At 52.3% G+C, this 24,659-nt stretch carries 24 protein-coding genes; 6 read left to right on the top strand and 18 right to left on the bottom strand.

Features of this window, described 5'->3' with window-relative positions:
* Positions 1-11: 11 nt before the first annotated feature.
* Positions 12-2,642 carry a DUF4175 domain-containing protein gene (locus ACNA05_RS07010; protein ID WP_415810709.1) on the top strand — a complete coding sequence of 877 codons (2,631 nt, stop codon included), beginning with the start codon at positions 12-14 and terminating at the stop codon, positions 2,640-2,642.
* 8 nt (positions 2,643-2,650) lie between these two features.
* Here ACNA05_RS07010 and ACNA05_RS07005 read toward each other — a convergent pair whose 3' ends face one another.
* Positions 2,651-3,379, bottom strand: a complete 729-nt coding sequence (locus ACNA05_RS07005) for a DUF3426 domain-containing protein (RefSeq protein WP_415810708.1) — start codon at positions 3,377-3,379, stop codon at positions 2,651-2,653.
* Positions 3,380-3,485: 106 nt separating this feature from the next.
* On the opposite strand from ACNA05_RS07005, the gene ftsE reads away from it, so the two are divergent.
* Genes ftsE through ACNA05_RS06990 form a run of 3 tightly spaced genes read left to right on the top strand, consistent with a single transcriptional unit; the run spans position 3,486 to position 5,757 of the window.
* The gene (gene ftsE, locus ACNA05_RS07000) at positions 3,486-4,178 is read left to right on the top strand and encodes a cell division ATP-binding protein FtsE (protein WP_415810772.1); all 693 of its coding nucleotides are present in this window, start codon (positions 3,486-3,488) and stop codon (positions 4,176-4,178) included.
* Positions 4,175-5,083 (top strand): cell division protein FtsX, encoded by a 909-nt coding sequence (locus ACNA05_RS06995; protein ID WP_415810707.1) that lies wholly within the window; start codon positions 4,175-4,177, stop codon positions 5,081-5,083. Before ftsE ends, ACNA05_RS06995 begins: the two co-directional genes overlap by 4 nt.
* Positions 5,083-5,757 carry a YdcF family protein gene (locus ACNA05_RS06990; protein ID WP_415810706.1) on the top strand — a complete coding sequence of 225 codons (675 nt, stop codon included), beginning with the start codon at positions 5,083-5,085 and terminating at the stop codon, positions 5,755-5,757. Before ACNA05_RS06995 ends, ACNA05_RS06990 begins: the two co-directional genes overlap by 1 nt.
* Positions 5,758-5,769: 12 nt before the next feature.
* Here ACNA05_RS06990 and ACNA05_RS06985 read toward each other — a convergent pair whose 3' ends face one another.
* The 6 genes from ACNA05_RS06985 to ACNA05_RS06960 form a co-directional block, all read right to left on the bottom strand.
* Positions 5,770-6,675, bottom strand: a complete 906-nt coding sequence (locus tag ACNA05_RS06985) for a prephenate/arogenate dehydrogenase family protein (protein ID WP_415810705.1) — start codon at positions 6,673-6,675, stop codon at positions 5,770-5,772.
* A 38-nt stretch (positions 6,676-6,713) separates the two neighbouring features.
* Entirely contained in the window at positions 6,714-7,481 is a 768-nt protein-coding gene (locus ACNA05_RS06980; RefSeq protein WP_415810704.1) for a chorismate mutase, read from the bottom strand.
* A gap of 4 nt (positions 7,482-7,485) precedes the next feature.
* Positions 7,486-8,235: a class I SAM-dependent methyltransferase gene (locus ACNA05_RS06975; RefSeq protein ID WP_415810703.1), complete on the bottom strand. Its 750-nt coding sequence runs from the start codon at positions 8,233-8,235 to the stop codon at positions 7,486-7,488.
* Between the two features lie 53 nt (positions 8,236-8,288).
* The gene (locus ACNA05_RS06970) at positions 8,289-9,998 is read right to left on the bottom strand and encodes an EAL domain-containing protein (RefSeq protein ID WP_415810701.1); all 1,710 of its coding nucleotides are present in this window, start codon (positions 9,996-9,998) and stop codon (positions 8,289-8,291) included.
* A gap of 57 nt (positions 9,999-10,055) precedes the next feature.
* Positions 10,056-10,484: a hypothetical protein gene (locus ACNA05_RS06965; protein WP_415810699.1), complete on the bottom strand. Its 429-nt coding sequence runs from the start codon at positions 10,482-10,484 to the stop codon at positions 10,056-10,058.
* A gap of 118 nt (positions 10,485-10,602) precedes the next feature.
* A complete protein-coding gene (locus ACNA05_RS06960; RefSeq protein WP_415810698.1) occupies positions 10,603-11,361 on the bottom strand; it encodes a glycosyltransferase family 2 protein in 759 nt (252 codons plus the stop codon).
* 155 nt (positions 11,362-11,516) lie between these two features.
* On the opposite strand from ACNA05_RS06960, the gene ACNA05_RS06955 reads away from it, so the two are divergent.
* Complete coding sequence (locus ACNA05_RS06955; RefSeq protein ID WP_415810697.1) at positions 11,517-13,247, top strand: ArnT family glycosyltransferase; 1,731 nt, start codon at positions 11,517-11,519, stop codon at positions 13,245-13,247.
* Between the two features lie 18 nt (positions 13,248-13,265).
* Here the strand turns inward: ACNA05_RS06955 and ACNA05_RS06950 are convergent, their stop codons facing one another.
* From ACNA05_RS06950 to yidD, 4 genes are all read right to left on the bottom strand, one after another.
* On the bottom strand, positions 13,266-14,180 hold the full coding sequence (locus tag ACNA05_RS06950) for a glycosyltransferase family 2 protein (RefSeq protein ID WP_415810696.1): 915 nt from the start codon (positions 14,178-14,180) through the stop codon (positions 13,266-13,268).
* A gap of 75 nt (positions 14,181-14,255) precedes the next feature.
* On the bottom strand, positions 14,256-15,539 hold the full coding sequence (locus ACNA05_RS06945; RefSeq protein ID WP_415810695.1) for an O-antigen ligase family protein: 1,284 nt from the start codon (positions 15,537-15,539) through the stop codon (positions 14,256-14,258).
* 1 nt (position 15,540) lies between these two features.
* On the bottom strand, positions 15,541-17,475 hold the full coding sequence (gene thrS, locus ACNA05_RS06940; RefSeq protein WP_415810771.1) for a threonine--tRNA ligase: 1,935 nt from the start codon (positions 17,473-17,475) through the stop codon (positions 15,541-15,543).
* A 4-nt stretch (positions 17,476-17,479) separates the two neighbouring features.
* Positions 17,480-17,779, bottom strand: a complete 300-nt coding sequence (yidD, locus tag ACNA05_RS06935) for a membrane protein insertion efficiency factor YidD (RefSeq protein WP_415810694.1) — start codon at positions 17,777-17,779, stop codon at positions 17,480-17,482.
* Positions 17,780-17,861: 82 nt separating this feature from the next.
* Here yidD and ACNA05_RS06930 point away from each other — a divergent pair, with 82 nt between their 5' ends.
* Complete coding sequence (locus ACNA05_RS06930; RefSeq protein WP_415810693.1) at positions 17,862-18,056, top strand: hypothetical protein; 195 nt, start codon at positions 17,862-17,864, stop codon at positions 18,054-18,056.
* A gap of 660 nt (positions 18,057-18,716) precedes the next feature.
* Here the strand turns inward: ACNA05_RS06930 and ACNA05_RS06925 are convergent.
* From ACNA05_RS06925 to ACNA05_RS06895, 7 genes are all read right to left on the bottom strand, one after another.
* Positions 18,717-19,121, bottom strand: coding sequence for a nucleotidyl transferase AbiEii/AbiGii toxin family protein (locus ACNA05_RS06925; protein ID WP_415810692.1), 405 nt, complete (start codon positions 19,119-19,121; stop codon positions 18,717-18,719).
* Positions 19,122-19,156: 35 nt separating this feature from the next.
* A complete protein-coding gene (locus ACNA05_RS06920; protein ID WP_415810691.1) occupies positions 19,157-19,612 on the bottom strand; it encodes a nucleotidyl transferase AbiEii/AbiGii toxin family protein in 456 nt (151 codons plus the stop codon).
* Positions 19,605-20,495, bottom strand: coding sequence for a type IV toxin-antitoxin system AbiEi family antitoxin domain-containing protein (locus tag ACNA05_RS06915; protein WP_415810690.1), 891 nt, complete (start codon positions 20,493-20,495; stop codon positions 19,605-19,607). The genes ACNA05_RS06920 and ACNA05_RS06915 overlap by 8 nt, the downstream gene beginning before the upstream one ends.
* Positions 20,496-20,653: 158 nt before the next feature.
* Positions 20,654-21,790, bottom strand: a complete 1,137-nt coding sequence (ispG, locus tag ACNA05_RS06910) for a flavodoxin-dependent (E)-4-hydroxy-3-methylbut-2-enyl-diphosphate synthase (RefSeq protein ID WP_415810689.1) — start codon at positions 21,788-21,790, stop codon at positions 20,654-20,656.
* Between the two features lie 47 nt (positions 21,791-21,837).
* Positions 21,838-22,605, bottom strand: coding sequence for a helix-turn-helix domain-containing protein (locus ACNA05_RS06905; protein ID WP_415810688.1), 768 nt, complete (start codon positions 22,603-22,605; stop codon positions 21,838-21,840).
* Positions 22,606-22,717: 112 nt separating this feature from the next.
* On the bottom strand, positions 22,718-24,034 hold the full coding sequence (locus ACNA05_RS06900; protein WP_415810687.1) for a PepSY-associated TM helix domain-containing protein: 1,317 nt from the start codon (positions 24,032-24,034) through the stop codon (positions 22,718-22,720).
* Positions 24,034-24,630: a hypothetical protein gene (locus ACNA05_RS06895; protein ID WP_415810686.1), complete on the bottom strand. Its 597-nt coding sequence runs from the start codon at positions 24,628-24,630 to the stop codon at positions 24,034-24,036. The genes ACNA05_RS06900 and ACNA05_RS06895 overlap by 1 nt, the downstream gene beginning before the upstream one ends.
* Positions 24,631-24,659 lie beyond the last annotated feature (29 nt).

The following is a 24,659-nucleotide window of genomic DNA, read 5'->3' as shown; positions in this document are numbered from 1 at the left end:
TCGTTTTAATTATGGAATCTCCGGAGAAAACAGCTCTAACAACCAAACTGGCGCGCTATGTGCGAACGGCCCGCCTCTGGCTCGTTTGGGAACGGTATGCTCCTGTGTTCTTGTGGGCGGCGGTTTTCATCTCGGTCTTTCTGGTCGGTGCGTTTAGCGGTGTCTGGGAACGAATTGGAGACCCTTGGCGCGCTATTGCCGCGATTGCCGCTCTCGCCTTTCTTATACACGCCGCGTTTAAAGCTCAGAAACGCCGTCTGCCGAGTCTTTCCGAAGCAAAGCGTCGCGTCGAAATAGATTCGGGCCAATCCCACCGCCCTCTGGACGTATTGGAAGACCACCCTGCCATTGGCGCAGACGGCTGGCCCGCACATTATGCAAAAGCCCTAAAACAGGCCCAAAACCTAAACCGTCCGGGTCTGCGTCCAACCGTTGCGCCGCGCGATCCTTATTACGCTCGGCTCGCGCTCCCCTGCGCTCTCATATTAGCTCTGATTATTGGAAACGGAGCGAATATGGAACGTTTACGTCGCGCCGTGACCCCGGTCTGGCAGGCGGGAATTAATCCTGACAATATGAGCTTTGAGGCCTGGATTGACCCACCAGATTATACGGGCCGCCCTCCGATCTATTTCAAGGGCCAAGACATTCAAAAAATTCCCGCCGGAAGTGAATGGGTCGTTAGGCTCAATGGCGCCAAGAGCGTTCCGCGGCCAAAACTTAAACAGGGGGACGAAACAAACTATTTGAAACTAAACCAACTAAGCGATGAAACGTTTGAAGCCCGTGCGATTATTCGCGATTCAGGCGTCGCCGTCTGGAGGATAGGCTCTAAGCACAAAGTCTGGGATTTAAACGTTATTCAGGATCAACCGCCAATTGTCACTCTCGACGACACGCCGAAAGCCGACAAACAGGACCGCTTAGTGATTTCTTACTCTCTCAAGGATGATTACGGCGTTACGAAATTATCCTTAGAAATGGCTGAAATTACGGAGGCAGAGGGAGATCCGTTTGCAAACTCTTCCGCCGTCGATATTCCCTTAAGTGGCGGCTCACTAACGAAAGCAGACGCGGCGGAGTCCAAGATGGATTTGACGCGCCACCCGCTGGCCGGCAAGAAAGTGATTGCCCGGTTAAAAGCCACTGACGGAGCGGGTCAGTCAGCTTTATCCTCTGAAAGTTGGTTTCGAGTGCCGGACAAAATATTTGTCGAACCTCTGGCTAAAGCCGTTATCGAGCAAAGAGCGGTCGTGCTTCAAGCCCTTGGTTCAAATTACGCTCCGGAAACAAACGCCGCACCACCTCCGGGTCAGATTTACGGGACCTTCAACCCAGCCCAACGTTTAGACCGCGCGCCCGAAGGTATTGAGCGAGCCGCAAAGTTGATCGACGCCGTAACCGACCGGCCAGATGGTTTATTCAGTGACCCCAGTGTCTATCTGGGGCTTCGCAATGTCCGCTCCCGCCTGCGCTATGCCCGAAATCTTGAAACGATAAATCCGATACCTGACGAACTTTGGTCCATTGCTCTAAGGGCCGAGTACGGCGTTCTAGGAACGGCGCTCGAAGAAATGCGTGAGGCAGAGCAGGCTTTGCGGGAGGGCATGGCCCGCCGCGCCCCGCAACGCGAAATCGACACTTTGTTTGAGCGTTATAACAACGCCGTTGACGCCTATACCGAAGAACTGAAACGCAAAGCGCTAGAAGAAGGTAACTTTGCCGAGCAGGAGGGTGGCGGCGGAAGCGGCTCCATGGGAACCACAGACGAAATTGAGGAACTCCGCAAAGCAATAGAAGAAGCCTTTAAAGCCGGAGACGTCGAAGGCGCCCGCCGCGCTCTAGCTCAATTGGCTCAGCTTTTAGAAAACATGCAAATGCAGCTGTCACAGCAATCCGGCGGCGGAGATGGCGAAGGCCTATCCGGCGAAATGAGTGAAGAGATGAAGAAAAATCTTGAAGAACTCGCTGATTTATTGGGCGAACAACGTGAATTACAGGATGAAACGAACGAGGCCGAACGCCAAGCGCAAGAAGATCCGAATGGGGAACAAATCGGTTCCCCCGAAACGAGTCTAAGCCCGGGCGAGTTAGCCACCCGACAGGAAGGACTCGAAAAATTACTGGGGCGTCTCGGAGAAAATGAAGGCCAGGACGCTCAACTCGGCGCAGAGTCGGACGATCAGGCGGCGGGAGGTCAAAATGAGGACGGCGAAGGTGGAAACCAACTTGGCGGAGAAAGAAACGAGAACGGCGGCGGCACAGAGGCTGCGCAGGATGAATTAGACCGCGCGCGGAACTCTATGTCCGGCGCAGCGGAGGCGTTGTCCCGCGGGGATTTTGCAAGCGCGGGCCAGGCACAAGAGGAAGCTGTTCAAGCGCTCCGCGAAGCCGGAGAGAAACTGGCAGAGTCCCTTCAAAGTCAGAGAGACGGCGAAAGCGGTGAAGGCCAGGACGCGACAGACCCACTTGGACGTCAACAAGGCGGAGAAAATTCTGAAAACGCCGAAACCGACATCGACCCTGACGGTAAAGCTAATCGGTCACGCGAGCTTATGGAAGAATTGCGCCGTAGGGCGGCAGAACGCGAACGCCGTAAAGAAGAACGGGAATATCTCGAACGCCTTCTCGAACGTTTCTAAATACATTTTTACATTAGACGATAGCGCAGGCTCGTACTGTCCAGAGGCGGATTAGGATATTCAGACGCAAATTCTATCCGTTCTCTAGGCCTTAAAACTGGTTTTTCCATATCCACCAGCCAATTTGCCACTTCCTCTCCCGAAGGGTTATGCAGCGACAATCTAAGCATTGGCAGAGACTGCGCTTTATTTGAAATATTTCGGATGGCGCCATTAATCACTACGGTTGTCTCTCCGTTTACGACAGCCAATCGAAGGGTTGGACTCTCAACTTGGAGCCCGCTCTGACTCACTTTTATCCCAATGGCGTTATAAATGGGGGCTGTTGTTGGAAACCGTTCTACAATTGTATTCCGGCCGAAATAAAGAATCGCTAGAAAAGCCAAAATCAACATAAGAGGAATAAGCCAAATGAGCCAGATTATCCGGCGTCGCGCCCGTCTTTTCTCGGCTTCAGCCTTATCCCGAATGATGGCATCAGCGCCTTTTTGGGACGGAGCTGTAAAAGGAACGGTTTCATGCGTTTGCTCGGAAGCGGGCGGCTCAACAGGTGCGTTAGTCTCATGGCGCGTCATATCCGCCAATTGCAATTCGTCAGGGGTAGAAGCAGGCTCGGTTTCTGCTGGGACAAACCAGGTAGCAGAGCAATTTGTACACCGAACAGTACGCCCATTTGGGCCAATGGCGTCATCTTTCGCCATATAACTGGTGGAACATTCCGGACAGGTCAGTATCATAAGAGTTCGATTCGACAGTGGAAGAGGTATTTTGACACGTCCTGAGCCAAACTCCAATAGCCCGGGTTTAAATCCTGCGGCCGCGCGCCCCTCCGGCGGGTCTGATATCATTGCGTTCCGCGATGTCGGGCTTCGCTATGGGCGGGGGCCTGAAATTCTATCTGACGTGAACCTATCGCTCCCACAAGGAAGTTTCAGCTTTTTGACTGGTCCTTCGGGCGCCGGAAAATCCAGCCTTCTGAAGCTTTGTTATCTCGCCCTTACCCCGTCACGCGGCCACATTTCTGTTTTTGGAGAAGTCGCGGCCTTGTTGGACAATCGAAAAAGCCAAGCCGTCAGACGGCGCATCGGGGTTGTTTTACAAGACTTCACCCTTATCGACCATCTCAGCGTATTCGAAAATGTGTCCCTCCCGCTTCGCGTTGCGGGACAGTCCCGAGCACAATACACCCAAGACGTCACAGAGCTTTTACAATGGGTCGGACTGGGGCATCGCATGCAGGCCTTTCCGCCAACTTTATCCGGCGGAGAAAAACAGCGCGCCGCAATTGCCCGGGCCGTGATAGCCAAGCCAAACCTTCTTATTGCTGATGAACCCACTGGGAATGTCGACCCTGAAATCGGGCGACGTCTACTCAGGCTGTTTGCCGAAATGAACCGGATGGGGACAACGGTTATGATAGCAACCCACGATATAGACCTCATTCAAGAATTAGACGCCCGGGTTCTTAGAATTGAAGATGGCCGTATCTATAAGGGATTGAATGCACGGTCTGATTTTGGTGAGGGGGTCTCATGAGCCAGCCATTACCCTCTCAACAGCCCATCCTGATGACGCGCGGACACAATGTTCGGACTCTGATACTCGTTTTGGCGATTATGGCCTTTCTTGCGGCTTTGGCTCTCTTGTTTTCGCGTTCGGCCTCAAGACTTTCTGGCGACTGGCAAGCTCAACTCTCTAACTCCGTGACTGTACAGGTGAGCCTCGCCCCGATGTCACCAGAAAACGATTTCGAAACTCAGATGAATAGGGCGGCGCAAACCATTCGGACGGTTGTCGGAGATGCCGCCGAAATTGAAGTGGTTGACCGATCCGAGTCCCAAGAATTGATCAAGCCGTGGATTGGTAATCTGGACCTTCCCGAGAGCCTGACTTTACCGGGATTAATTACAATCCAGACGCCACAGGACGCGAGACCGCCCAATGCCGTTCTATTGGCCTCACAGTTACAGGAAGACGGGATTGTTGCGTCTATTGATGACCATTCCCGTTGGGCGGATCAGATACGAGGAACAGCAAGAGCTTTGGTCGTTGGCGGCGCGGCTCTACTAACCTTGCTGTTGGTTGCTGGCGTTAGCGTCAATTTATTTGCCACACGGTCTGCCATGGCCGCGCAGCGCTCCATTATCTCGGTTCTGGCTCAGGTCGGCGCGACAGATAGCTTTATAGCCAGGCTTTTTGTCGGACAGGCCGGACGCCGCAGCGCAGCCGGCGCTGGAATTGGAATATTGGTAGCTTGGCTCATTTGGGCGGCTCTCTCTATGTTTAGCGCCGTCCCTACAATATTCTGGTCGAATTTGGGGCAAGTTATAAATGATATTTTTTGGCTCGTTGGACTCTGGTGTCTCTTCGTTCTCGTCTGCGCAATTGCTGCAGGTGTTGCCACCAAACGAGCGCTTCTTCGCGAACGGAAACGCGCCTAATGAAGAAGGCGGCCCCGAAACAGAAAAAAAGCGGCGGGCAAAAGCTTTGGGCGTGGATGAAATTCTTTGCTTTGGTCATTTTTGTCGCCCTTCTCATTCTGGCATTCGGATTTATTGCTTTTGCCGAGAAAGTTGACGGACTTTCGACTCCGAAAACGGCGCCCAATGCCGACGGGATTGTGGTCTGGACCGGGTCTGGCGGCGGACGGCTAGAAGCAGGAGCGGCTTTACTCGCACAAGGCAAAGGCGAGCGGCTTTTAATTTCCGGCGTAAACAGGGACTTAAAGCCGGAAACGCTTTTTAACCTACTAGACATACCTGAAGAAACAAAAACCTGTTGTATTGATCTCGATTACGCCGCGGAAGATACTATTGGAAATGCAAGAGAAACCGCCGCTTGGGCAGAGGCGCTAGGATATGACCATATACTCTTAGTCACATCTGCCTATCACATGCCGCGCGCGCAGAGTGAAATCACTCTCGCGGCAGGCCGAATTCGCATCTCGCCCTATCCTGTGTCTGCAGAAAATCGACTTCACTGGTATTCTGACCGGGATCGCTTCGACCGACTTCTAGGTGAATATGCGAAACTATTGGTCACAATGGCGCGGGGCTCTAACAACCAACAAAGAGAAGATGCGCCCGACACGCCCTTGCCTAAACCGCAGGAATAGTTCTTTCCCGCCTCAGTCGTGACGGCCGAAATTCGGCTCAGCGCTATCCTGTCCGGCATCCACAATACGGCGGCGAATATCGCGGGTTTTAGCGAAATGCTCTAAAAGTGTTTCGCCGTCTTCCCACCTTATCGCCCGTTTTAACGCCGTGAGGTCTTCGATAAAACGGTCGACTACTTCCAGAGTCGCTTCGCGGTTAGATAGGAAAACATCTCGCCACATGACGGGATCAGACGCCGCTATCCGGGTGAAATCCCGAAATCCGCCAGCGGAGTATTTTACAACTTCATTCGCGGTCACCTTTTCCATATCCACAGCCGTGCCAACCAAAGTATAGGCAATCAGATGCGGAACATGGGAGGTTGTGGCTAAAACAATATCATGGCGCTTGGGCGTCATTATGCTGACCTGACTTCCAAACCCTTGCCAGAAATCTTTTAATTGTTTCGTTTCCGGCAATCCCTTTTTGGTTGGCGTTAACACGCACCAACGATCTTTGAACATATCGGCTGATCCAGCTTCCGGCCCGCTATACTCCGTTCCCGCAATCGGGTGCGCTGGAATAAAGGTGATATCGTCGCGTAAAAATGGCGTTACAGCCTCTATCACGGCGCCTTTTATTGACCCTACATCAGACAGAACTGCACCGGATTTCATGTTTGGAATTATTTTCTCCGCGACGCTGCCCATCCGCCCGGGAGGAACACACAGAACAACCAAATCCGCCTGCGACGCAAAATAATCCGCCTGCCCCTCACTCACGCCATCGGCAATCCCGAGACGTTCGATTGCCGAACAAGCGCTGTGCGAATTGTCGGTGATATAAAGGGTTTTGGCTTGATCGTAAGCTTTGGCCGCGCGGGCGATAGAGCTACCGATCAGCCCGCCGCCGACAATGAGAATAGTGTTGAAAGTCATAAATATTTCCGAAGAGCCATCTAATTCAAGGAGCCACTTTATCCAATAGGTTTAGGTATTACGCCAATGATACAGGCTGTCGCATCCAGCTCTTTGACTGATTTCGGCAAGTCTTTGAAATATCCCGGCAAGCTATAGAGTTGGCGCTGTTCCGAACTGGCCCGTAAAGCCGCTCCCTCGTGGATAGCCCGAATATCCGCCTTGGAAAGAATGAGCGTTTCATCATTTCCTGAGGGCTGAATATCTGCTGTCGCCACGGCCACAGCTCGCGGCCAGTCTTGCTGCCCTGTTCTCGGTAGTCCCGCCAAGATATGCATGTCCGGCATTGCCCCTTCGGAGCCGAGTGCCGTCCACCAATTTTGCATTCCGCCTGGCGCTGGTAGAACCGCCACGCCTTCATCATCCGCATAAGTAGCCGCCAAAGCGCTACTGGCGGTAGGATAGGTATAAGTCGGAATAGACGCGCCGAACCGATCCCGCACGAGGGTCAAAGACGACATAGCGTCCCCATCCAGGGCAACATGCAATTTCATCGGCCCTTGCATCGCCAGGCTTGCGCTCATCAGCTCCGCCCAAATACGGCTGACGAGAGGCCCCGGCGTATCCTGCGTTGCGGCCGCTAATTCACGCACATGGCTGTCTTCGCGCGAGGGGCGCCATACGCGTATGCCCGCCTTGGCGCGGCGAACAGCCTTGGATAGCTCTAACCGCTCGGCGATCAGGTTCAGGAGCGCTTTGTCCACGCGGTCAATTTCTAACCTAACCTGGTTTATATCGACGTCGTTTTCTAGGGTCTTGTCAGTCATTGTCTTATCTATGCGAGGGAGGCGAGTAATTAGCAATGGGAGAGGTTCCAAAACGCGGTCTTGCCACAACAGATTTCGCTTTTTCTCCTCTATCCGGGTCCACATAAAGGCGTTTAATCGCTTCGACCAGTATAAGGCCGGACAGTCCAGGCGTGACCATTTCGCCGAATCGCTCGGAAACGCGCAAAAACCCGCCCTTGGAAAACATTTTCAGCGGCGGGGCATAAAGAGCCCCCGACCAAATCGTGGGATGGAAACCAACGGCGCGCATGGCTGCTCGCATTTGCGAGCGGGTAAACGGCCGCCCCGCGCCGAAGGGGCTGCGATCAGATCGCGCCCAAAGACCAGCCCGGTTAGAGGCAATGATCACAATATGCCCCTCCGGCCTGCAAACCCGCCAAAGCTCTGACATCAGATGATTCAGATTAGGGGCTTCCTCGACGCCGTGAACACATAGGATTGTATCGAATGTAGAATCCGCGAACGGCAAGCCATCTTCTTCGACAAGGCAGGAAATAATGCCGCGTTTGCCGCGATGGGCTAAAGCGCCCTGCGCCCCCGGCATTGCAAGAATAATGCGATTAGCCCCGGCTTGATAGCTATCTAAATAAGGACCGCAGAACCCGAACCCCAAGACATTCCGACCTGCAAGATCCGGCCAAAGAGAATGCAGGCGGCGGCTAGCCATATCCCGAGCGGCCTGCCCCAAAGGACTGGCATAAAACTTCTCGAGATTTAGGACATTTTCTCTCACGCCGTCAGTCTAATCGGAATCATTCCAGAAAACAGGGTTTTCTCTCGGAAAAATCAGAGACCTAAATTTCGGTAGGACGGCGATGCGCTGGGGATTCCGTAAAGATAGCCCTGCAAGTAATCAACTCCCAGCTTTTTTAAAGCCACAGCGTCGGCTTTGTCTTCGACCATTTCCGCCACTATTTTCACAGCAAAAGTATTGGCTAAATCGACCATCATGCGAACGAATATTTGTTTCTGCGAGGACGCCGCAACGCCTTTGATGAAACTCCCGTCCAGCTTAATCGTCTCCGCTTCGATCGCCATGAGATTTCGAAATGTTGTATGGCCTGAGCCGAAATCGTCTATCGAGAATTCACAGCCCATCGCCCTAACTTCTGCCGAGAAATGCGTCGCCAGATCCGGTGCGTCCAACGCCGCCGTTTCCGTCATCTCTATGGTGATCCGGCGAGTTTTATCTCCCAGTGCCTTAAGGGCGTCCAAATAGGCTTGCGCCGTTTCAGGCTCCTGAATTGTCTCTGCCGAAACATTTAAAGCGATTTTCAATTCAGGTGTTTCTGCGAGTTTAAGAGATGCCAATTCCAGCGCCCGTCGGTCTAAATGATGGACGAGGCCCAATTGTTCCGCGGCCATAATCAGTCGTCCTGCGCTCACCAATTCTCCGCCTTCTTCGCGTAGACGAAGCAGACATTCATAATGGTGCAAATTCCCGGAAGCCGCTTCCACAATTGGTTGATAGGCTAGAGAAATGCGGTTTTCGTCCAGCGCGGCAATAATGTCTGCTTTTGAAATATCACGGTCGAGACTTGAGGTGTCTGCGAGTCCCATTGAAACAGAATATTCGCTGAGCGTCTCGGACGGTCTTGCCTCCAGAGCGCGGTCTGTTTTCCGGATAAGAGTATCAATTGAAGCGCCTGCTTGCGGTAAGCCCGTATAGCCTATCGATACTGCGGCCTTGAGGGGTCCTAGCGGGGATTTGTAAGGCGTTTTGGAAAGCGCAATTTGCACCCGTTCGGTCAAAATGGCGGGATTACTGTCTGTCCCTGCAATACCTAGAACAGCGACTAGAAAGTCTCCTCCTTGGGCTTTTGCCAGACAATCCGGAGAAGCGATAATTTGGCAAAGACGCTCTGCAACGCTTCGGAGAAGGTGATCTCCAGACTCAAGCCCGTAAGTCCTGATAATGTCATCAAGATTTGTCAAACGGAGACGAAGAACGGCGCCTGTAGCTTGAACGCGGCGAGCCAAAGCGCAGAGAGTTTCTCCTTTTTCAACAAACGAATCCTGATTAGGTAGTCCCGTTAAATCATCATGCCGAGCCAGCCAAGCGGCGCGACCTTCTTGGTCTTTTTCCCTAGTGATATTGCGTATAACGCCTGTAAGCTTCTGTGGGTCGCCATCTGCGTTTTCGCGCTCGGCGGTTTCGTTCACCCAAACCCAATGGTCGTCTTGAGTTTTTAACCGATAGTCAATTTGATATTGCGCGCCCTGCCAATTTAAGGACCGAATGGCAGATTGAAAAAGGCGCAAGTCATCGAAATGAATTCGTTTTTGCAGGGCGGCCCTGTTCTGCGGAACCTGAGAAACGTCACATCGAAGGATTGAAGCGACGAGATTCGGAAAAACCCATTCATATCCACCTTCTTCCTGATGGGTGAACGGCGTCGACTTTAACAGAGAAAAAGCGGTTTCCATAGAATTGCTTTTAACGAAATCCGAAGTCGGCAATTCGAGCGAAACCCCAGCTTTTGAATTACTGGACACAGATTTTTCTTTTGTGCTGATAAACTTCCCCTGGGAATCAGTATGGCGTTATCAAACCTACGCGTCTCCCACGGCAAAGTCACGACGAGCGCTGGCGATTGTCACCATAAATCCCGCCATCACATCCAATAGAGCCATTAATCCGATAATAAAGAAAACCGAAGTTCCGAAAGCCGGAAACATCAAAAACTCCACAAGGCAAATAATGAAAAGCACCATGGAAAATGCATGGTTCATCACCGCCGTATGATCAGTGCTTGTAGACTTAATCATTTCGAAGAATAGCATGACGAGGGACAGGGTTATAAGCAAATGGCCCGGCGTGATTTGCCAAATAGAGCCGGAGATCATGGGGATGGCCTGAAAGTCCGTATCCAATCTGGCCCGGATTTCAGCCGCCGTCGAAAATGCAGAGCCGCTGATTGCCAGAATATTATACAGCGCCACGGGAATAACCATAAGCGGAAAAACAAGAAAAAAGCGCATGACCCAAATGCCTCGATCTAGACTCGATGAAGGCGCCGCGAGCGGCCCCTCTGGAAATATTTAACAATGTCTAAAAGAAAATGGCTTGTAAAAGGTTAACACAAAGTCCGCAGACCTATTAAATTTCATCCCAGCCTTGAGGGTTTCGAGAGCGGGAAATAAGCCACATAACGCCGCGTATATCCGCAATAGACACCTTGAGACGTCCAAAATTTGTGTATTTGGACTTCCCGGCAATACGCGCCCGGTGGCTCACATCAGAGAATTCAATGTCGTATCCTTCGCGCAACATGAGCGCCGGAATGTACCGATGGATATGGTCGAAATAAGGAAGACGCAAAAAAGCCTCTCGCTTAAAGACTTTTATGCCGCATCCCGTATCTTCGGCTTGGTCTTTGAGAAGTTTTTTACGGATGCCATTCCCAAAGCGAGAAGCCAGCAATTTTGCCTGACTATCCTGACGTTTGAGACGTTTTCCGCCAATTAATGCCAAGTTTTCGGGGGCGCCATCCCGATTTATTTGAGCCCACATTTTAGGGATATCCGCCGGATTATTTTGCCCGTCACCGTCCAGTGTCGCTATTAAATCGCCCTTGGCAGCAAAAACCCCCGTACGAACAGAGCGGGACTGCCCCGCATTCGCTTTATGAGAGATTACCCGTAAAGTCGGGTGCTTCGATTTAAGGATTTTCAAAACCTCAACAGTCTTATCCGTGCTGCAATCATCCACGAAAATCATTTCATAAGATGTAGCAAAGAGAGCTTGTGCGATTTCTTCGACCAGTTGAGTGACGTTTTCGGATTCATTGTAGACCGGCACGACAACAGACAGCTCCAGCTCGGCATCTCTATCCAATGATTTTTGCGCAATCGACATTAAAGCGTCATGGCACGACGGCCCGCTATTTTCAATTCGCAATGGCTGTTTCACGGCCCCACTGAAAATGGCTGTTTTTCGGCCTGACTGAAATTGACTTCAAAGGAACCTGATTTTTACGGGACAGAGCGCCTAGCCTTGGCTAAAGCCTGTATATGTCGTCTCCGGAATCTAAAATTCTTAAACTGAAAATGCGGTTCCACATTCTGATTCTTAGCCTCGTTTTTCTGGCCGTCGCACTGCCCGGCCTCGGCTCGCTTCAGGTAATTGACCGGGATGAGGCACGCTACGCCCAAGCCAGCGTGCAAATGGCGGAAAGCGGCGACCTCTTAAACATTCGGTTTCAGGATGAAGCCCGCAATAAAAAACCCGCCGGGATTTATTGGTTGCAAGTAGCGGCCCTCAGAGCCTTCTCCTCGCCTGAAAAACGTGAAATTTGGGTGATGCGCCTGCCCTCAGTTTTAGGGGCTTTACTAGCCGTTCTAGCGACCTATTGGGGCGGAGTAAAACTTGTCGGGCGAGAAGCCGCATTTATCGCCGGGGCCGTTCTCGCCCTGTCTTTCTTACTGGTATTTGAGGCCCATATTGCCAAAACGGACGCAGTTTTATGTGGCCTATCTGCTCTATGTTTTGCGTCTTTGGCGGCCATTCGCAGCGATGTTGGAACCCTCTCTCTATGGAAGGCCCGTCCGGCCGTCTGGGTATTCTGGGCAGCTTTAGGGGCCTCTATCCTAATTAAAGGACCAGTCGTCCCTACCTTGGTTGCCCTGACCGTCGCAACATTGCTAATCTGGGAAGGACGCGGATACGGCCTAAAAGCCCTTCTGAATGTTCCAGCAATTTTGTTTAGCTTGCTCCTCTTTATTCCTTGGGCCATCGCGATAGGCATTGAAACTCAAGGCGCTTTCTTTACCGAAAGTCTCGGCAATGATTTCGGCGGAAAACTTGTCAGCGCGCAGGAAAGTCATCCCGGCCCGCCCGGTTATCATCTGGCCCTTCTTAGCTTAACATTATGGCCCGGATCGATATTGTTATTTCCGGCGATTGCCATGACCTTTCAACATTTACGGAAAAATTCACGAAGCGACGCCCCGCTCTCGAAAGCGCTCCGTCTTTGCGTCGCCTGGACAATTCCTTTCTGGGTTCTGATAGAGTTGATGCCGACAAAACTTCCGCATTATGTCCTGCCTTTATTCCCCGCATTATGTGTGTTGATCGGACTTGCAGGCACATCTCTCCTCAAAGCTAGTGATTACAAAAAAACGAGAACTCTGGGCGGCCTCGTCTTTTTTACCATAAGTTTTCTCCTCGTGGTCGTTCTCTCATATGCCCAGAACTCCTATAGCAGCCAAGGGGCTGACACGATTTACTTCGGCGTCATAACGGGCTCTCTAATTCTTGTCGTTTTCGGAACGGGATATTTTTGGAAGAATAAAATCGGCCTTGGCTTCAGGCATATTGTTGGGGCTGCCATGCTCATTAATATCAGCGCCTATGGGGCCGTCCTCCCAAACCTGGACCGCCTTCAACTCGCGGACAGATTAGTTGGCTCATTCGAGTCAAATGGCCTGCTCTTGCCGCGCCAAGGCGGGCCGCTCGTCCAGTCCCTCAACTTCACCGAACCCAGCTTCGTCTATCAGTTTGGAAAAGAGGTACGATTAGGCGATCAGATAGATTTACAGAGTCCCGAAGCTTGGAGCATTGGCCATATTTTCATTGTGGATAATATGGAAAATGACGGCGCGCGATTTGAAAGATTTCAGGAGGTCGCAGAAGGGCAACCAAACTGCTTGAAAAAACGCGATGCGGTCAATGGGTATAACTATTCTCGCGGCGACCCCGTAAATTTACAGATTTTTGAGGTCGTTGTCTGTTCGAGTAAATAGGTGCTGGGGCAACTCAAACTAACGCCCTAAGAGGCCCACTCTAAGGGCGATATAATAGGCGCGTCCCATAATGGCTAAACCCATAAGAGGAGTTGCCAGAACGGTCAGAAATTTCGATAAAAACCCGGGTCTGTAATTCCAGAAATAACGCACAAAGCCTTTGAGTTTTTCAAACTCTATTCGGGCGCGAGGCACGGAGCTTGTGGATCCATAATGCATGATGCGGGCTTCTGGAACGATATATACATCCCCTCCCGCCTGTCTTGCCCGAGCGCAGATGTCAATATCTTCCACATGTAGGAAATAACCGGAATCAAACCCATCTAACTGGTTAAAGGAGGCTCGATTCGTCATCAGACAGGCACCGCTTGTCGTCTCCACTGGCGCGGGCTGATGCGGCACAGGCTCGTCTTCGCGGTGTATCGACTGAAAGCCGGGCAACGTGTGCAGTGGTGTAAAGCTGACAAAAGCGGACCACGGGGTTAAAGACCCGCGCCTCGCGCCTCGCTGCTCGCGCCCATTCTCATCCCGCAAGAATCCCCCTGTGATCCAAGGCGCAGTAAGCGTTTGGCCGCAATCGGCCATATGACGAGCGGCGCCGCGCGCTATCACCGCGTCGGGATTCAAGAATAACAAGAAGTGTCCGGTGGCCAGTCTGGCCCCGTAATTACATCCACGAGCAAAGCCAATATTACCATGGCCCTGTAACAGACGGATTCTGTCATGTTTCATGGCGACTTTGCTCAAGCGTGTTCGCGCGCCTTCGGCATTCCCGTTGTCGACTATAATTAGCTCATGAATGTCTCGGTCTTCCAAAACAGCCGAAACCGCCTCTAAAAGAGCAGGTCCGGTCATATAACTGACCATGATGACGCTGATTGGGAGTTTTTTTGCCGTTTCGGGCAGGTCTACTATATTGGTTTGAAAAACCATTTACTTTTACCTCGTACGCCCCGCATCGTCAAATAGCGCATCGCTGGTAAAATGCAATTATACATTTCAATTATTTTACAATGCTTTGCCATCAGCCGCATTGAAAGACTCCGGCGTTAAAGTCTGCACAAGATTTAACGCAGCAAGGCCCAAAAACAGAGTTCCCCACCACCAGAACTGCCAAACTCCGAAAGACATAGAAGAAAGTAAAATCATAGCCGTCAGAAAACCGCACAATCCGAAAGCCCGGTCCGGCTGGTCGCGCACGAAGCGTTTTGCCGGGCCCACACACGACAAAATTGCCAATCCCGCCAGTCCGGCCCCGATAAGCCCTGTTTCTAGCCAAATCTGCAAACCCGCATTATGAGTGTGATGGGATAGGAGCGTTACCGTTTCTCCGCCGCTCAAAGTAATAACCTCGCTATAAGTTCGGGCGTTATTAAACCCGAAGCCAATGAGAGGTTGTTCAGAGATACGACGAAACACAAAATCCCACATATATAGCCGGTGCTCCCATGAGTCTGGGAGCCCGATGAGAGTTTTGTCATCAATCAACGTCACGAGACCCGCAAAAATGGGGGCCGCCAGAATCGCTATAGCGCCTGAAACCCCTAATGTTTTGACCATAAAGGTTGGCTTGGTTCTGGCAATAAGCGCTAAAGTCAGCGCGGCCCAAGGGGTGATCATAGCCACATAAACTTCCAGCTTCCAAGCAGAGGCCGTGAGGAGAACCAGGATAAGAAAGGTTGCACCCTTCCCATATTTGAAATTCCAAATCAGAGCGGCGACAGGGAAAACCATCGCCGTGTAAAAGACGACCCCGCGCCCAATATTGCGAGTCGCATCGGCGTGACGGCGGGCAAAAGTCTCGCCTTCCGCAACCGGGTCTACCAGAAAACTAATTGCAAAATTTGAGACGGTATCCACGAACAGCAGAGCAATTCCTGTAAAGCAGGCGATAATGAAACCTTTGCGCAGGATGCCTCCCAAAGGGTGTTCCCGCATTTGCGCCCAGAGCCAAATGACCGTTGGGAATATGAGTCCTGAAAGAAGTATTTTCTCTGCATTGGACCAGCCTGTCACCTTTTCGTAATTGCTCCAAAACTGGCTCACCCAAGCCCAAAGCAAAAATGCCGTCAAGAATAACAGCCATGCTGGAATAGGCGTTTTCCACGCCTTATGCGCTGCCAATCCGGCAAGAGCCAAGACGGACAAGATCGTCATAATCAGAGCAATACCGCCCCCGCCGGCCATGGTGAAAATAGGCAGAAGAACCAGAATGAAAAGCGACACGCCGAGAACCACCTTTGGCGGGCGGCGGATAGGCTCATCTGTCTGGGCCAAACCCGCCTCTGACATATTAGTTTTTCCGGCTTAGGTCGGGGGCGAGAGCTTCTTCGGTCAGAGACTTTATAACCTCTTCCACGCTCAGAATCGTCTGCTTGCGGCTTCCCAATCGGCGCAAGGCGAGCTTGCCCTCCTCCGCCTCTTTCATGCCGACCACGGCAATGACCGGGATCTTTCGGTCTGCAGACAATTCGCGAATTTTGTAATTGATCTTCTCGTTCCGCAGATCTGTCTCAACGCGAAGCCCGGCGGCTTTCAGTTTTTTCGCGGTCTCTTCGGCGTATTCATTGGCGTCGGAGGTGATGGTCGCAATAACGACCTGAACCGGAGCGAGCCAGAGCGGGAAACGCCCGGCATAGTTTTCTATCAATATCCCCAGGAACCGCTCAAACGAGCCGAGCACGGCGCGGTGGAGCATGACGGGCGCGTGTTTGTTGTCATCATCGCCCACGTAAGACGCGTTGAGGCGCTCCGGCATATTCGGGTCGAGCTGTATCGTGCCCGCCTGCCATTCGCGGCCAATGGCGTCGCGCAGGACAAAGTCGAGTTTCGGGCCGTAAAACGCACCGTCGCCTTCATTAAGCTCCACTTCAAGGCCAGAGGCGTCGGCGGCCTCTTTCAAAGCGGCCTCCGAACGATCCCAATATTCATCAGACCCCACTCTGACGTCAGGGCGAGTGGAGAATTTCACTTTCACATCGTCAAAGCCCAGATCGGCATAGACGGATTTCAAAAGATCGGTAAAGCCTTTCACCTCGTCCGTGACCTGCTCCATGGTGCAGAAAATATGGCCGTCATCCTGCACAAATCCGCGCACGCGCATCAGGCCGTGCAGCGCGCCGGATGGTTCATAGCGGTGGCAGGAACCAAATTCGGCGTAGCGGACCGGCAGGTCGCGATAGGATTTCTGGCCTTGATTAAAGACCTGAACATGGCACGGGCAGTTCATCGGCTTGAGCGCGAGGACTTTATCCTCTTCGGCGATTTCGGCGACGAACATATTCTCGCGATATTTTTCCCAATGGCCCGAGGCCTCCCAGAATTTCCGGTCCATAAGCTGCGGCGTTTTGATTTCGCGGTAGCCATATTCTTTCTGGCGGCGGGACATGTAAGCCATGAGCGTGGTGTAGAGCGTCCACCCATCCGGATGCCAGAAGGCCTGTCCCTGCGCTTCTTCCTGAAAATGAAAGAGGCTGAGCTGTTTGCCCAAACGGCGATGGTCGCGCTTTTCCGCTTCTTCAAGCTGATGCAGATGCGCGTCGAGCTCTTCCTGCGTGCGCCAGGCGGTGCCGTAAATGCGCTGGAGCTGCGGGTTTTTCGAATCCCCTCTCCAATAGGCGCCGGCCACTTTCATCAGCTTGAACGCCTTGCCGATTTTCCCGGTGGACGGCAGATGCGGGCCGCGGCAGAGGTCGAACCATTTGCCCTGCTTATAGACCGTTATGGTCTCGCTATCGGGCAGATCCTCGATCAGCTCGGCCTTGAACTCCTCGCCCATCCCGCGGAACAGCTTGATCGCGTCTTCGCGTTTCCACACTTCGCGCTCGAACTTGTCATTGCGATTGATGATGAAGGCCATCTTCTTTTCAATCGCGGCGAAGTCGTCTTCGGAAAACGGCTCTTCGCGGTGGAAGTCATAATAGAACCCGTTTTCAATGACGGGGCCGATGGTGACCTGCGTGCCGGGGAACAGCTCCTGCACTGCCTCGGCCAGAACATGCGCCGCGTCGTGGCGGATCAGCTCCAGCCCTTCCGGGTCCTCGGCGGTGACCAGCTCTATCTTCGCGTCGCCCTCTATCGGCAGAGCCGCATCCACCAGCTCTCCGTCGAGCTTCGCCGCCAAAACCTTTTTCGCGAGGCCCTTGGAGATGCCTTTCGCAACCTCCATCGCCGTGACGCCGCTGTCATAATCGCGAGTGGCTCCGTCCGGGAATGTTAAAGTGACCATTATTCTACTCGTCGTTAACGCTGCGCCAACGACCATATCGCCAAGGCGCCCATAAAGGCGCCTTCGTAATATGTTCCGGCACATTATCAACCCCGCTTGTGCCGCCCGGGCGACATCGCAGCAGCCGCGCCAGCGTCATCCACCCCCCGGGCCAGGGCCCGTGCCGCTTTATCGCCTCGGCCGAATAGGTCGAGCAGGACGGATAATGCCGGCACCGCACGCCCAGCGCGAAGAGAAAAGGCGAGATCAGATTTTTATAAATCCAGAGCAGGCCCAGCAGGGGATATGAGAGAAGACGTTCCACGAGGGGTGGAATAGCGGGTTATAAGTTAGTCGGGAAGTACTCCTTTCATTGAAAAAGTGTATGGGCGGAAAAAGAGCACCGTATGGATTCCTCAATCGAGTTGAGGAATGACGGTTCATACCATTTACCCTCACCCAAACGCCATCCTACCATCCGAACGCGGCACCGCGAAGCGGGGTTAGTGAGGATGCAGCCGACCTCTCAACTCCTTAGTCACACCGACGCAGGCGAAGCCTGCCCGGTGCAAGTGCCTTATGCTTGGCGTCTTGATCTGTAGAAGACGTTTTTCGCTGAACCGACAAGGCACTTATACCGGGTATGAGCCTAAGCGACATGAAATGTCGCGACGCGATTGCCGAGGGTCGCGTCGGTATGACAGCTTGTGATAGAGATTTCATAATTGCTCACGCCTTTCGTCCCACTGCCCATCTGGGGGTCAGCCTTTGGCGTTCGTCCTTGAATAAAGCGGACAGCCCGCGGGGTCGGCCCCCTTGCCGGAGACCGTAATAACTATGTGTTTCGCAAAGGCGCTAACCCCGCGGCAGCGATTGGAACCGGAGCGGCCTCTTACAACTCTCCCACAGTCGCGCCGGGACAAAGCCGTTTACAGCTTCTGGACGCGGTAGGCAGGCTAACCCACTCTCGGTGGCCCGGCACACACCCCCTTGTCACAGAGGGTCGCTCAACCTCGCTGTCCCCTGAACCAGAACCTGACGCGTTCCTGTCCGTGTTCAGAAGAACGAGTTTGAATATAAGGCCAAATTGCAAAGCGCGGATCATTTTGTTGATTTTGGGGGTAAGGGGTTGGGAGGGTTAGGTTTTTTTGGCGGGATAAGTAGGGATTAATTCTCCTTTCTCACGATACGCAGGTTAGAATTCTGTCATCAACAAATTGAGCGTGTGTTGAAAAAAGCTAGAGTTACTATAGCTTTAATAATCAATTTGGTTTTCTTACCTTCTCCCAAGGTAGGCTTTCGTATAGTAGTATAACTGATTTCCAACAAACTCCAAACTCTGGAAGATCACCAAGCTCTAATTTTTGTGATTCCCAGTCACGATTGGCGCGGCTTTTAATTTCATCATTATAAATTGAGCCCTCAGAAATTTCTACACCCCGGGAAATTGATTTTTCATAGAGTCTCGTTAAAACTTGCTCTCTGATATCTTTATCTATTTTCTGTTGTTCAGTGAGCCACCATATATCGTAAGCGTCCTGCTGGCGATATCTGTTACGATCCACTTGCTGATGAAGAGACCTTAACTTCTCAGCCAATAATTCCGCTAAACCGTATGCTAGAATTTGGCGTTCACCCGATATCCTCAAAACGCTTATATCTTTCACTGGTTCGTTAAACGAAACATCTAAGTCAACAATGTCTACAGGTCGGTCGTCTTGGAAAGTTTTGAGCTGACGTTCATTTTTTTGTCTACGAATGTCAATTTTAGCTGCAAACCCGGGAATGTGGCTTCGTCAAACTTCTTCCTTGGAAGTTTCTTGATTGAATGAACGCGCATTAAGATATCTGGATAGCCTAAATCCAATGCAATATACTCAAATTGCGAGTCTAAAAGCTTTCTTATTTCTTCGGGAGTTTCAGGGCGAGGCATTTTGGAAATTGATAAATCAATATCAACAGTAAATCTCGGACTGCCATATCTTAGGCCCATCAATATTCCGCCTTTGAGTGAACAGGTTTTGAACAAATTATCACATGACGCAATAGTATTTAGAGCTATTTCTATCGCTTGCCTTTGCTTTCTATTTGGCCCGTCCTCTACAGATAGAACCCATTGTCTAAAATTTATAGGTACTGGGATGCAATTGTCAGACATTTAGTGAGAGCATCCATTCTTCTGAAAATTTATTTGCGTATGGTTTATCCGGGTCGAGCTTTCGACTACCACCTCTTGCGGCAAATTTTTTCCATTTCTGAATTTTTGGATCGTTAATTTTTATTTTTTCAGTTAGCAAATAACCTGCTCGAACCTTTAATATTTGACTGGAAGAATTTTCAATTAAATTTATCAACTCGTTTAGTACGATTGGCCCTCTCCCTCTCAAGTGCTCTTGCCATACTTCTATAACATGTGCCATTCCACCACATAAATCTGGCCGATAAAGCATATCTATAAATGTCGATGCCTGTGTGCTTATACGAGTGTATTCGCCACCCAACCAAGTTGTCTTTGAAGGATATTTCGTTTCAGTAATCTGAATATTGTTAGCTTCATACCTTTTAAGTATATTTTTTATAGAACGATGATCAGAGGATAGTTCTATAATATGCTCAGAAAGCAAATTGAGATCATTCGTTTTATCTTTTTTTAGAGACTTTATGATTGTTTTATTCGGCCTAGCGAACATAAAGACCTGCGGCTGGCGATTTGTTAGTCCCCACCTTTGCATCGCACTTAAATAAGCAACATAAATATATGGGTCTGCTAGAGATATCATTTGTTGCGTCGGTAGTGGTTCCCTTGAAGGAACTCTGAACACTCCCTGTCGAGCAGTAACATCAAGATCGCCACTATGGATCATCTGTTTAGCTAATTTCGTTGGGTAGGCTTTTGGAGGAACTTTTCCGCGTAAGTAAAGGCCCTTCCTATTTTCTGAAAGATACATCTGGTCAACCTCTTCCTTAATAACCTCAATAGTTACCAAGGGAAGCCTCAGGGCCTTTATTTTTTCTACTATATATTCTCGAGCTTTTGACAAGCTTAGCCCTATCGTCTTGTATATACGTCCTAAGGACGTATATACAAGACGATATCTAGAAAGTCAAGAGTAATTCTAGCATTGACTTTTAAGTCAATGTATCTTATAGGCGTCCTTAGGACGCCTATAAGATACAATACTAACAATCTCAGTTTAAATCACTCCGCCGCCTCGCGCCCACCCCGCAACACCTCAGCCCGTTCTTCCACAGACCGCACAATATCCTCAATCATATCTTCGTTATCGGTCTTCCCCGTTTTCTTCCCCGTATGATACATCATGCCGTATCCCGCCGAGCCGCCGGTAAAGCCGATATCGGTGAACATGGCTTCGCCCGGGCCGTTGACGACGCAGCCGATGATGGAGAGGGAGATGGGCTCGCTGATATGGGCCAGTCTGTCTTCTAATGTCTTGACCGTCTCGATGACGTTAAAGCCCTGCCGCGCACAGGACGGGCAGGAGATGATATTGACGCCGCGCGTGCGCAGCCCGAGCGATTTGAGCATGTCAAAGCCGACTTTTATCTCTTCCACCGGATCGGCGGAGAGGCTGACCCGTATCGTGTCGCCAATTCCCGCCCAGAGGAGGTTGCCCATGCCGATAGAGGATTTGACCGTGCCGATGCGCGTGCCGCCCGCCTCTGTAATGCCCAGATGCAGCGGCGCGTCTGTGGCATCGGCGAGCTGGTGATAGGCGGCGACGGTCAGAAAAATATCTGACGCTTTGACCGAGATTTTATAATCGTGGAAACCTTCGTCATCGAGGATGCGGGCGTGCATCAATGCGCTCTCGACCATGGCGTCGGGGCAAGGCTCGCCGTATTTTTCCAGCAGTTCGCGTTCCAGCGAGCCGCCGTTCACCCCGATACGGATGGAGCAGCCATTGGCGCGCGCGGCGGCGACGACTTCTTTCACCCGTGACTGTCCGCCAATATTGCCGGGATTAATGCGCAGGCAGGCCGCGCCGTTTTCCGCCGCCTCTATGCCGCGTTTATAATGGAAATGGATATCCGCCACGAGGGGGACCTGGACCTGATCGACAATGGATTTCAGCGCGGCGCTGCTATCCGGGTCGGGCACAGAGACGCGGACGATATCGGCCCCGGCCTCTTGCAGGGCCAGCACTTGCGCGACCGTTGCGTCAATATCGTGCGTGATTGTATTGGTCATGGACTGCACCGCGATGGGCGCGTCGCCGCCGACTTCGACCGAGCCGACGCGGATCTTGCGGCATTTGCGGCGCTCAATCGTGCGCCAGGGGCGGATGGAATTGATATCTGTCGGTTGGGAACTCATGGGGCCTTAGTGCCACGGGCACGTGTCAGAATAAAGACGAAAAGGCTCTATTGGGTCAGTTCGGCTTTGGTCGGGCGGGTGCCGGCCAGAGAGGGCGAATAAAGCGGCGCGTCGCGTAGGGGCTCGCCCGCTTCGCCGAGGGGGCCGTATTCGCGTCCGCCGACAGAGAGGCTGACCGCGCCGGAATCGCGCACGGACACGGTGTAGCCCGCGCTTTTCGGGGCGGTGTAGCGCTCGCCTGTTACGAAAATGCGGCTGACCAAGGTGCGGCCGCTCGCGCTTTTGACTTCGATCCAGCTTGGCGCTGTCGCGGTGAGCGTGATGAGGTTCGGGTTGGCGGATTCGGTTTCGCTGACTTGGCCGGAAAGAGTGGAGACCGTCGGGACGGTCGGTTCTGACGCCACGGTTTCATTATTGCCGCCATACCAGACGCCGAGCATAACCGCGAAGCCAATCACGCCAAGCGCGGGGATGACGCCGCGCGGCAGGCGGATGCGCTTTTTCGGGACGAAATGCGGGCGGTCTCTCATGCCGAGATTTTGCGGCAAAGCGCTCTCGATTTTATAGCGCGCCACCGCGTCGGCGCCGTTCAGGCCGAGGAAATTGGCATAGGTGCGCACATAGCCGAGCACATATCCAATAGAGGGCAGTTTCTCCACATCCAGCGTTTCAATCGCGCGGATAAAGGCGGGTTGAAGGTGGATGGCTTCAAAAATGTCATCCACGCTCAGATCGAGCGCGCGCCGACGGGCCCGTAATTCCGCTCCGATATGGGAGGCGTCTTGCGCTGAATCTGTGCTAAATTGCTGTGTCACGGCCAAATCATTAATTAAATGTGGTGAAAGAGCCGTTAATCAAAATGAACAAAAATGCAAAGACCTTTCGCAGGTCACGCGAACTTTTAAGGGGCTGCAATGGGCGGAGAGTTTACGCCGCCCTGCCCTCTCTCTGTTTAGCCAGAACCGCCCCGGCAACCGCGGACAGGATGAGCCCTATCCAGAACATGCGGGTGAGGAGCGGGGCCGAAAGCGGCAGCGCCATGGACGCGGCAAAACTCGTCGCCATCAGGATGGGCGCGCCCCAGATAAGCCCTTTCCACGCCCCTTCCAGAGCCGGAGCGCCCCGGCCTTTATTCCGACGCTTGAGGAAATAGATCCGAAGGCCCGACGTGATGATATAGAGCAGGCAAATCCCGAAAATCCCGAAAGCGAGCTTGACCGGCAGGCCGCCGAACTGGCCGAAGTGAACCTTGTACACCGAATCCGCGACCTGCTGCCCGATGGTGCCATCCGCTGACCCCACCGTGTCAATGAACTCTCCGTCTCCGGTGAAGTTATACTTCTCCGCATAGATCAGGCGGCGGGGATGTTCGGCCATGATCTGCATATATTGCCCCGCCGTTTTCGGGTCGTGCAGAATGACATAGACGGGCGGCTTCTCCGGATGATTCTCCGCCATATATTGCAGCGCCTTAGCGATATTGGCCATGGGCGCAGGGGTTTCGTCAACCACCGGCTCATCGCCGAAAACGGGCGCAAACACCGCGTGCTGGTCGCCGCCATATTTTAGCGGGGCGAGCGCCGCGATGGATAGAACCGCGAGCCCGATCATCGCTCCGGTCAGAGAGTTGGAAATATGAAACGGCGCCGTCCAGACGCTCAGCCGGTTATGGAGATCGACCTTTTTAATCTGTTCCGACTTTGACCGCCGAAAGGAAAAGGCATCTTTGAAAATATTGGGATGGGCGAGCAGTCCCGAAATTGACATGGCAAACAAAAACACGCCGAAAATTGCGACGACAATCATGCCAAAGGATTTCGGCAAATGCAGATAATAATGCAGATCGATCAGAAACGTGCTCCACGGATGAGCGATTGAATCTGACAACGCCCCGCTTTCGTCGACGTAATGTTCCTGATTATCCGTCTGGACTAAGGCGCGGCTATGACCATCCGACGGCATCTGGATATAAAGGTGGGCGGAGCTTGGCTCTTCGTTAAATCCGACTTCGGCGGCCTGCTGCGCGCTTTCGGGCGAGAGATATGCGACGCGCGGTTCGCCGCGCTGCTCCAGCTTGTGAATGTCTTCTTTGAACACGCTGACAGTCCCGCTCAGGCAAATGATATAGAGCACGGCAGAAATCGTAATGCCCATCACTGCATGAGCAGAGAGGGCGCGTTTAACAAGAGACGGTTTGGCGGGCGGCGCAATAGCCGGAGCGGCGGTTTGTGTTTTCTCCAGCATCAGAAAAATCCGTTTCCAAGACACAGAATGACGCTACTACTCACCCCTAAAAAGGCGTAAGTTCCCAGCTTCAATCCTGTCTTCTGGGAGGTCAGGGACAAGGCACTCAATGACGCCCAGAGAATGGGAAAAATAAACAGCGCCAAGACGAGCGAGTTAGAGGCGTGCACCCCCGAATTCCAAAACAGCTCGTGCAGTCCGATCGCCGTCAGATAAGACAGCGCCCCGCAGCCGACACTCACCCAAAGCGCTTTGCCCGCGCGTCTGGATACAACAGCCAGCCCCATCTTTTCTTCTGAGCGTATTTTCCGCGGCTTTGGCGCGCCCCGTTTTTTCTTCGGCGCTTTGTCGATAAAGGCTTGATAGGCGACAAACAAAAGCGCTTGCAGACTGATGACGATGATGCCCAGCGCCACGCCCCGGTCCTTGCCGCCTGAAACCGCCCACAAGATTACCGCAAGGAACAGAGCCGCCCATCCCAAACAACTCAGAAGCTTTTTCTTCGCATGACCTTTCCAAGCCCTGTAAAGCGCGAAAAGGCCCAAGGCGGAAAGCCCGGACCCGATAAAGGCAAATATTAGCTCTGCGGCAGTCATTTCAATTTAAATCCCCCTGCGGACCTGTA

The organism is Litorimonas haliclonae (assembly GCF_965138505.1).
Lineage (GTDB): Bacteria > Pseudomonadota > Alphaproteobacteria > Caulobacterales > Maricaulaceae > Litorimonas > Litorimonas haliclonae.
Note: the sequence above shows the minus strand (reverse complement) of the source record. Positions and strands in the feature narration are given on the sequence as shown.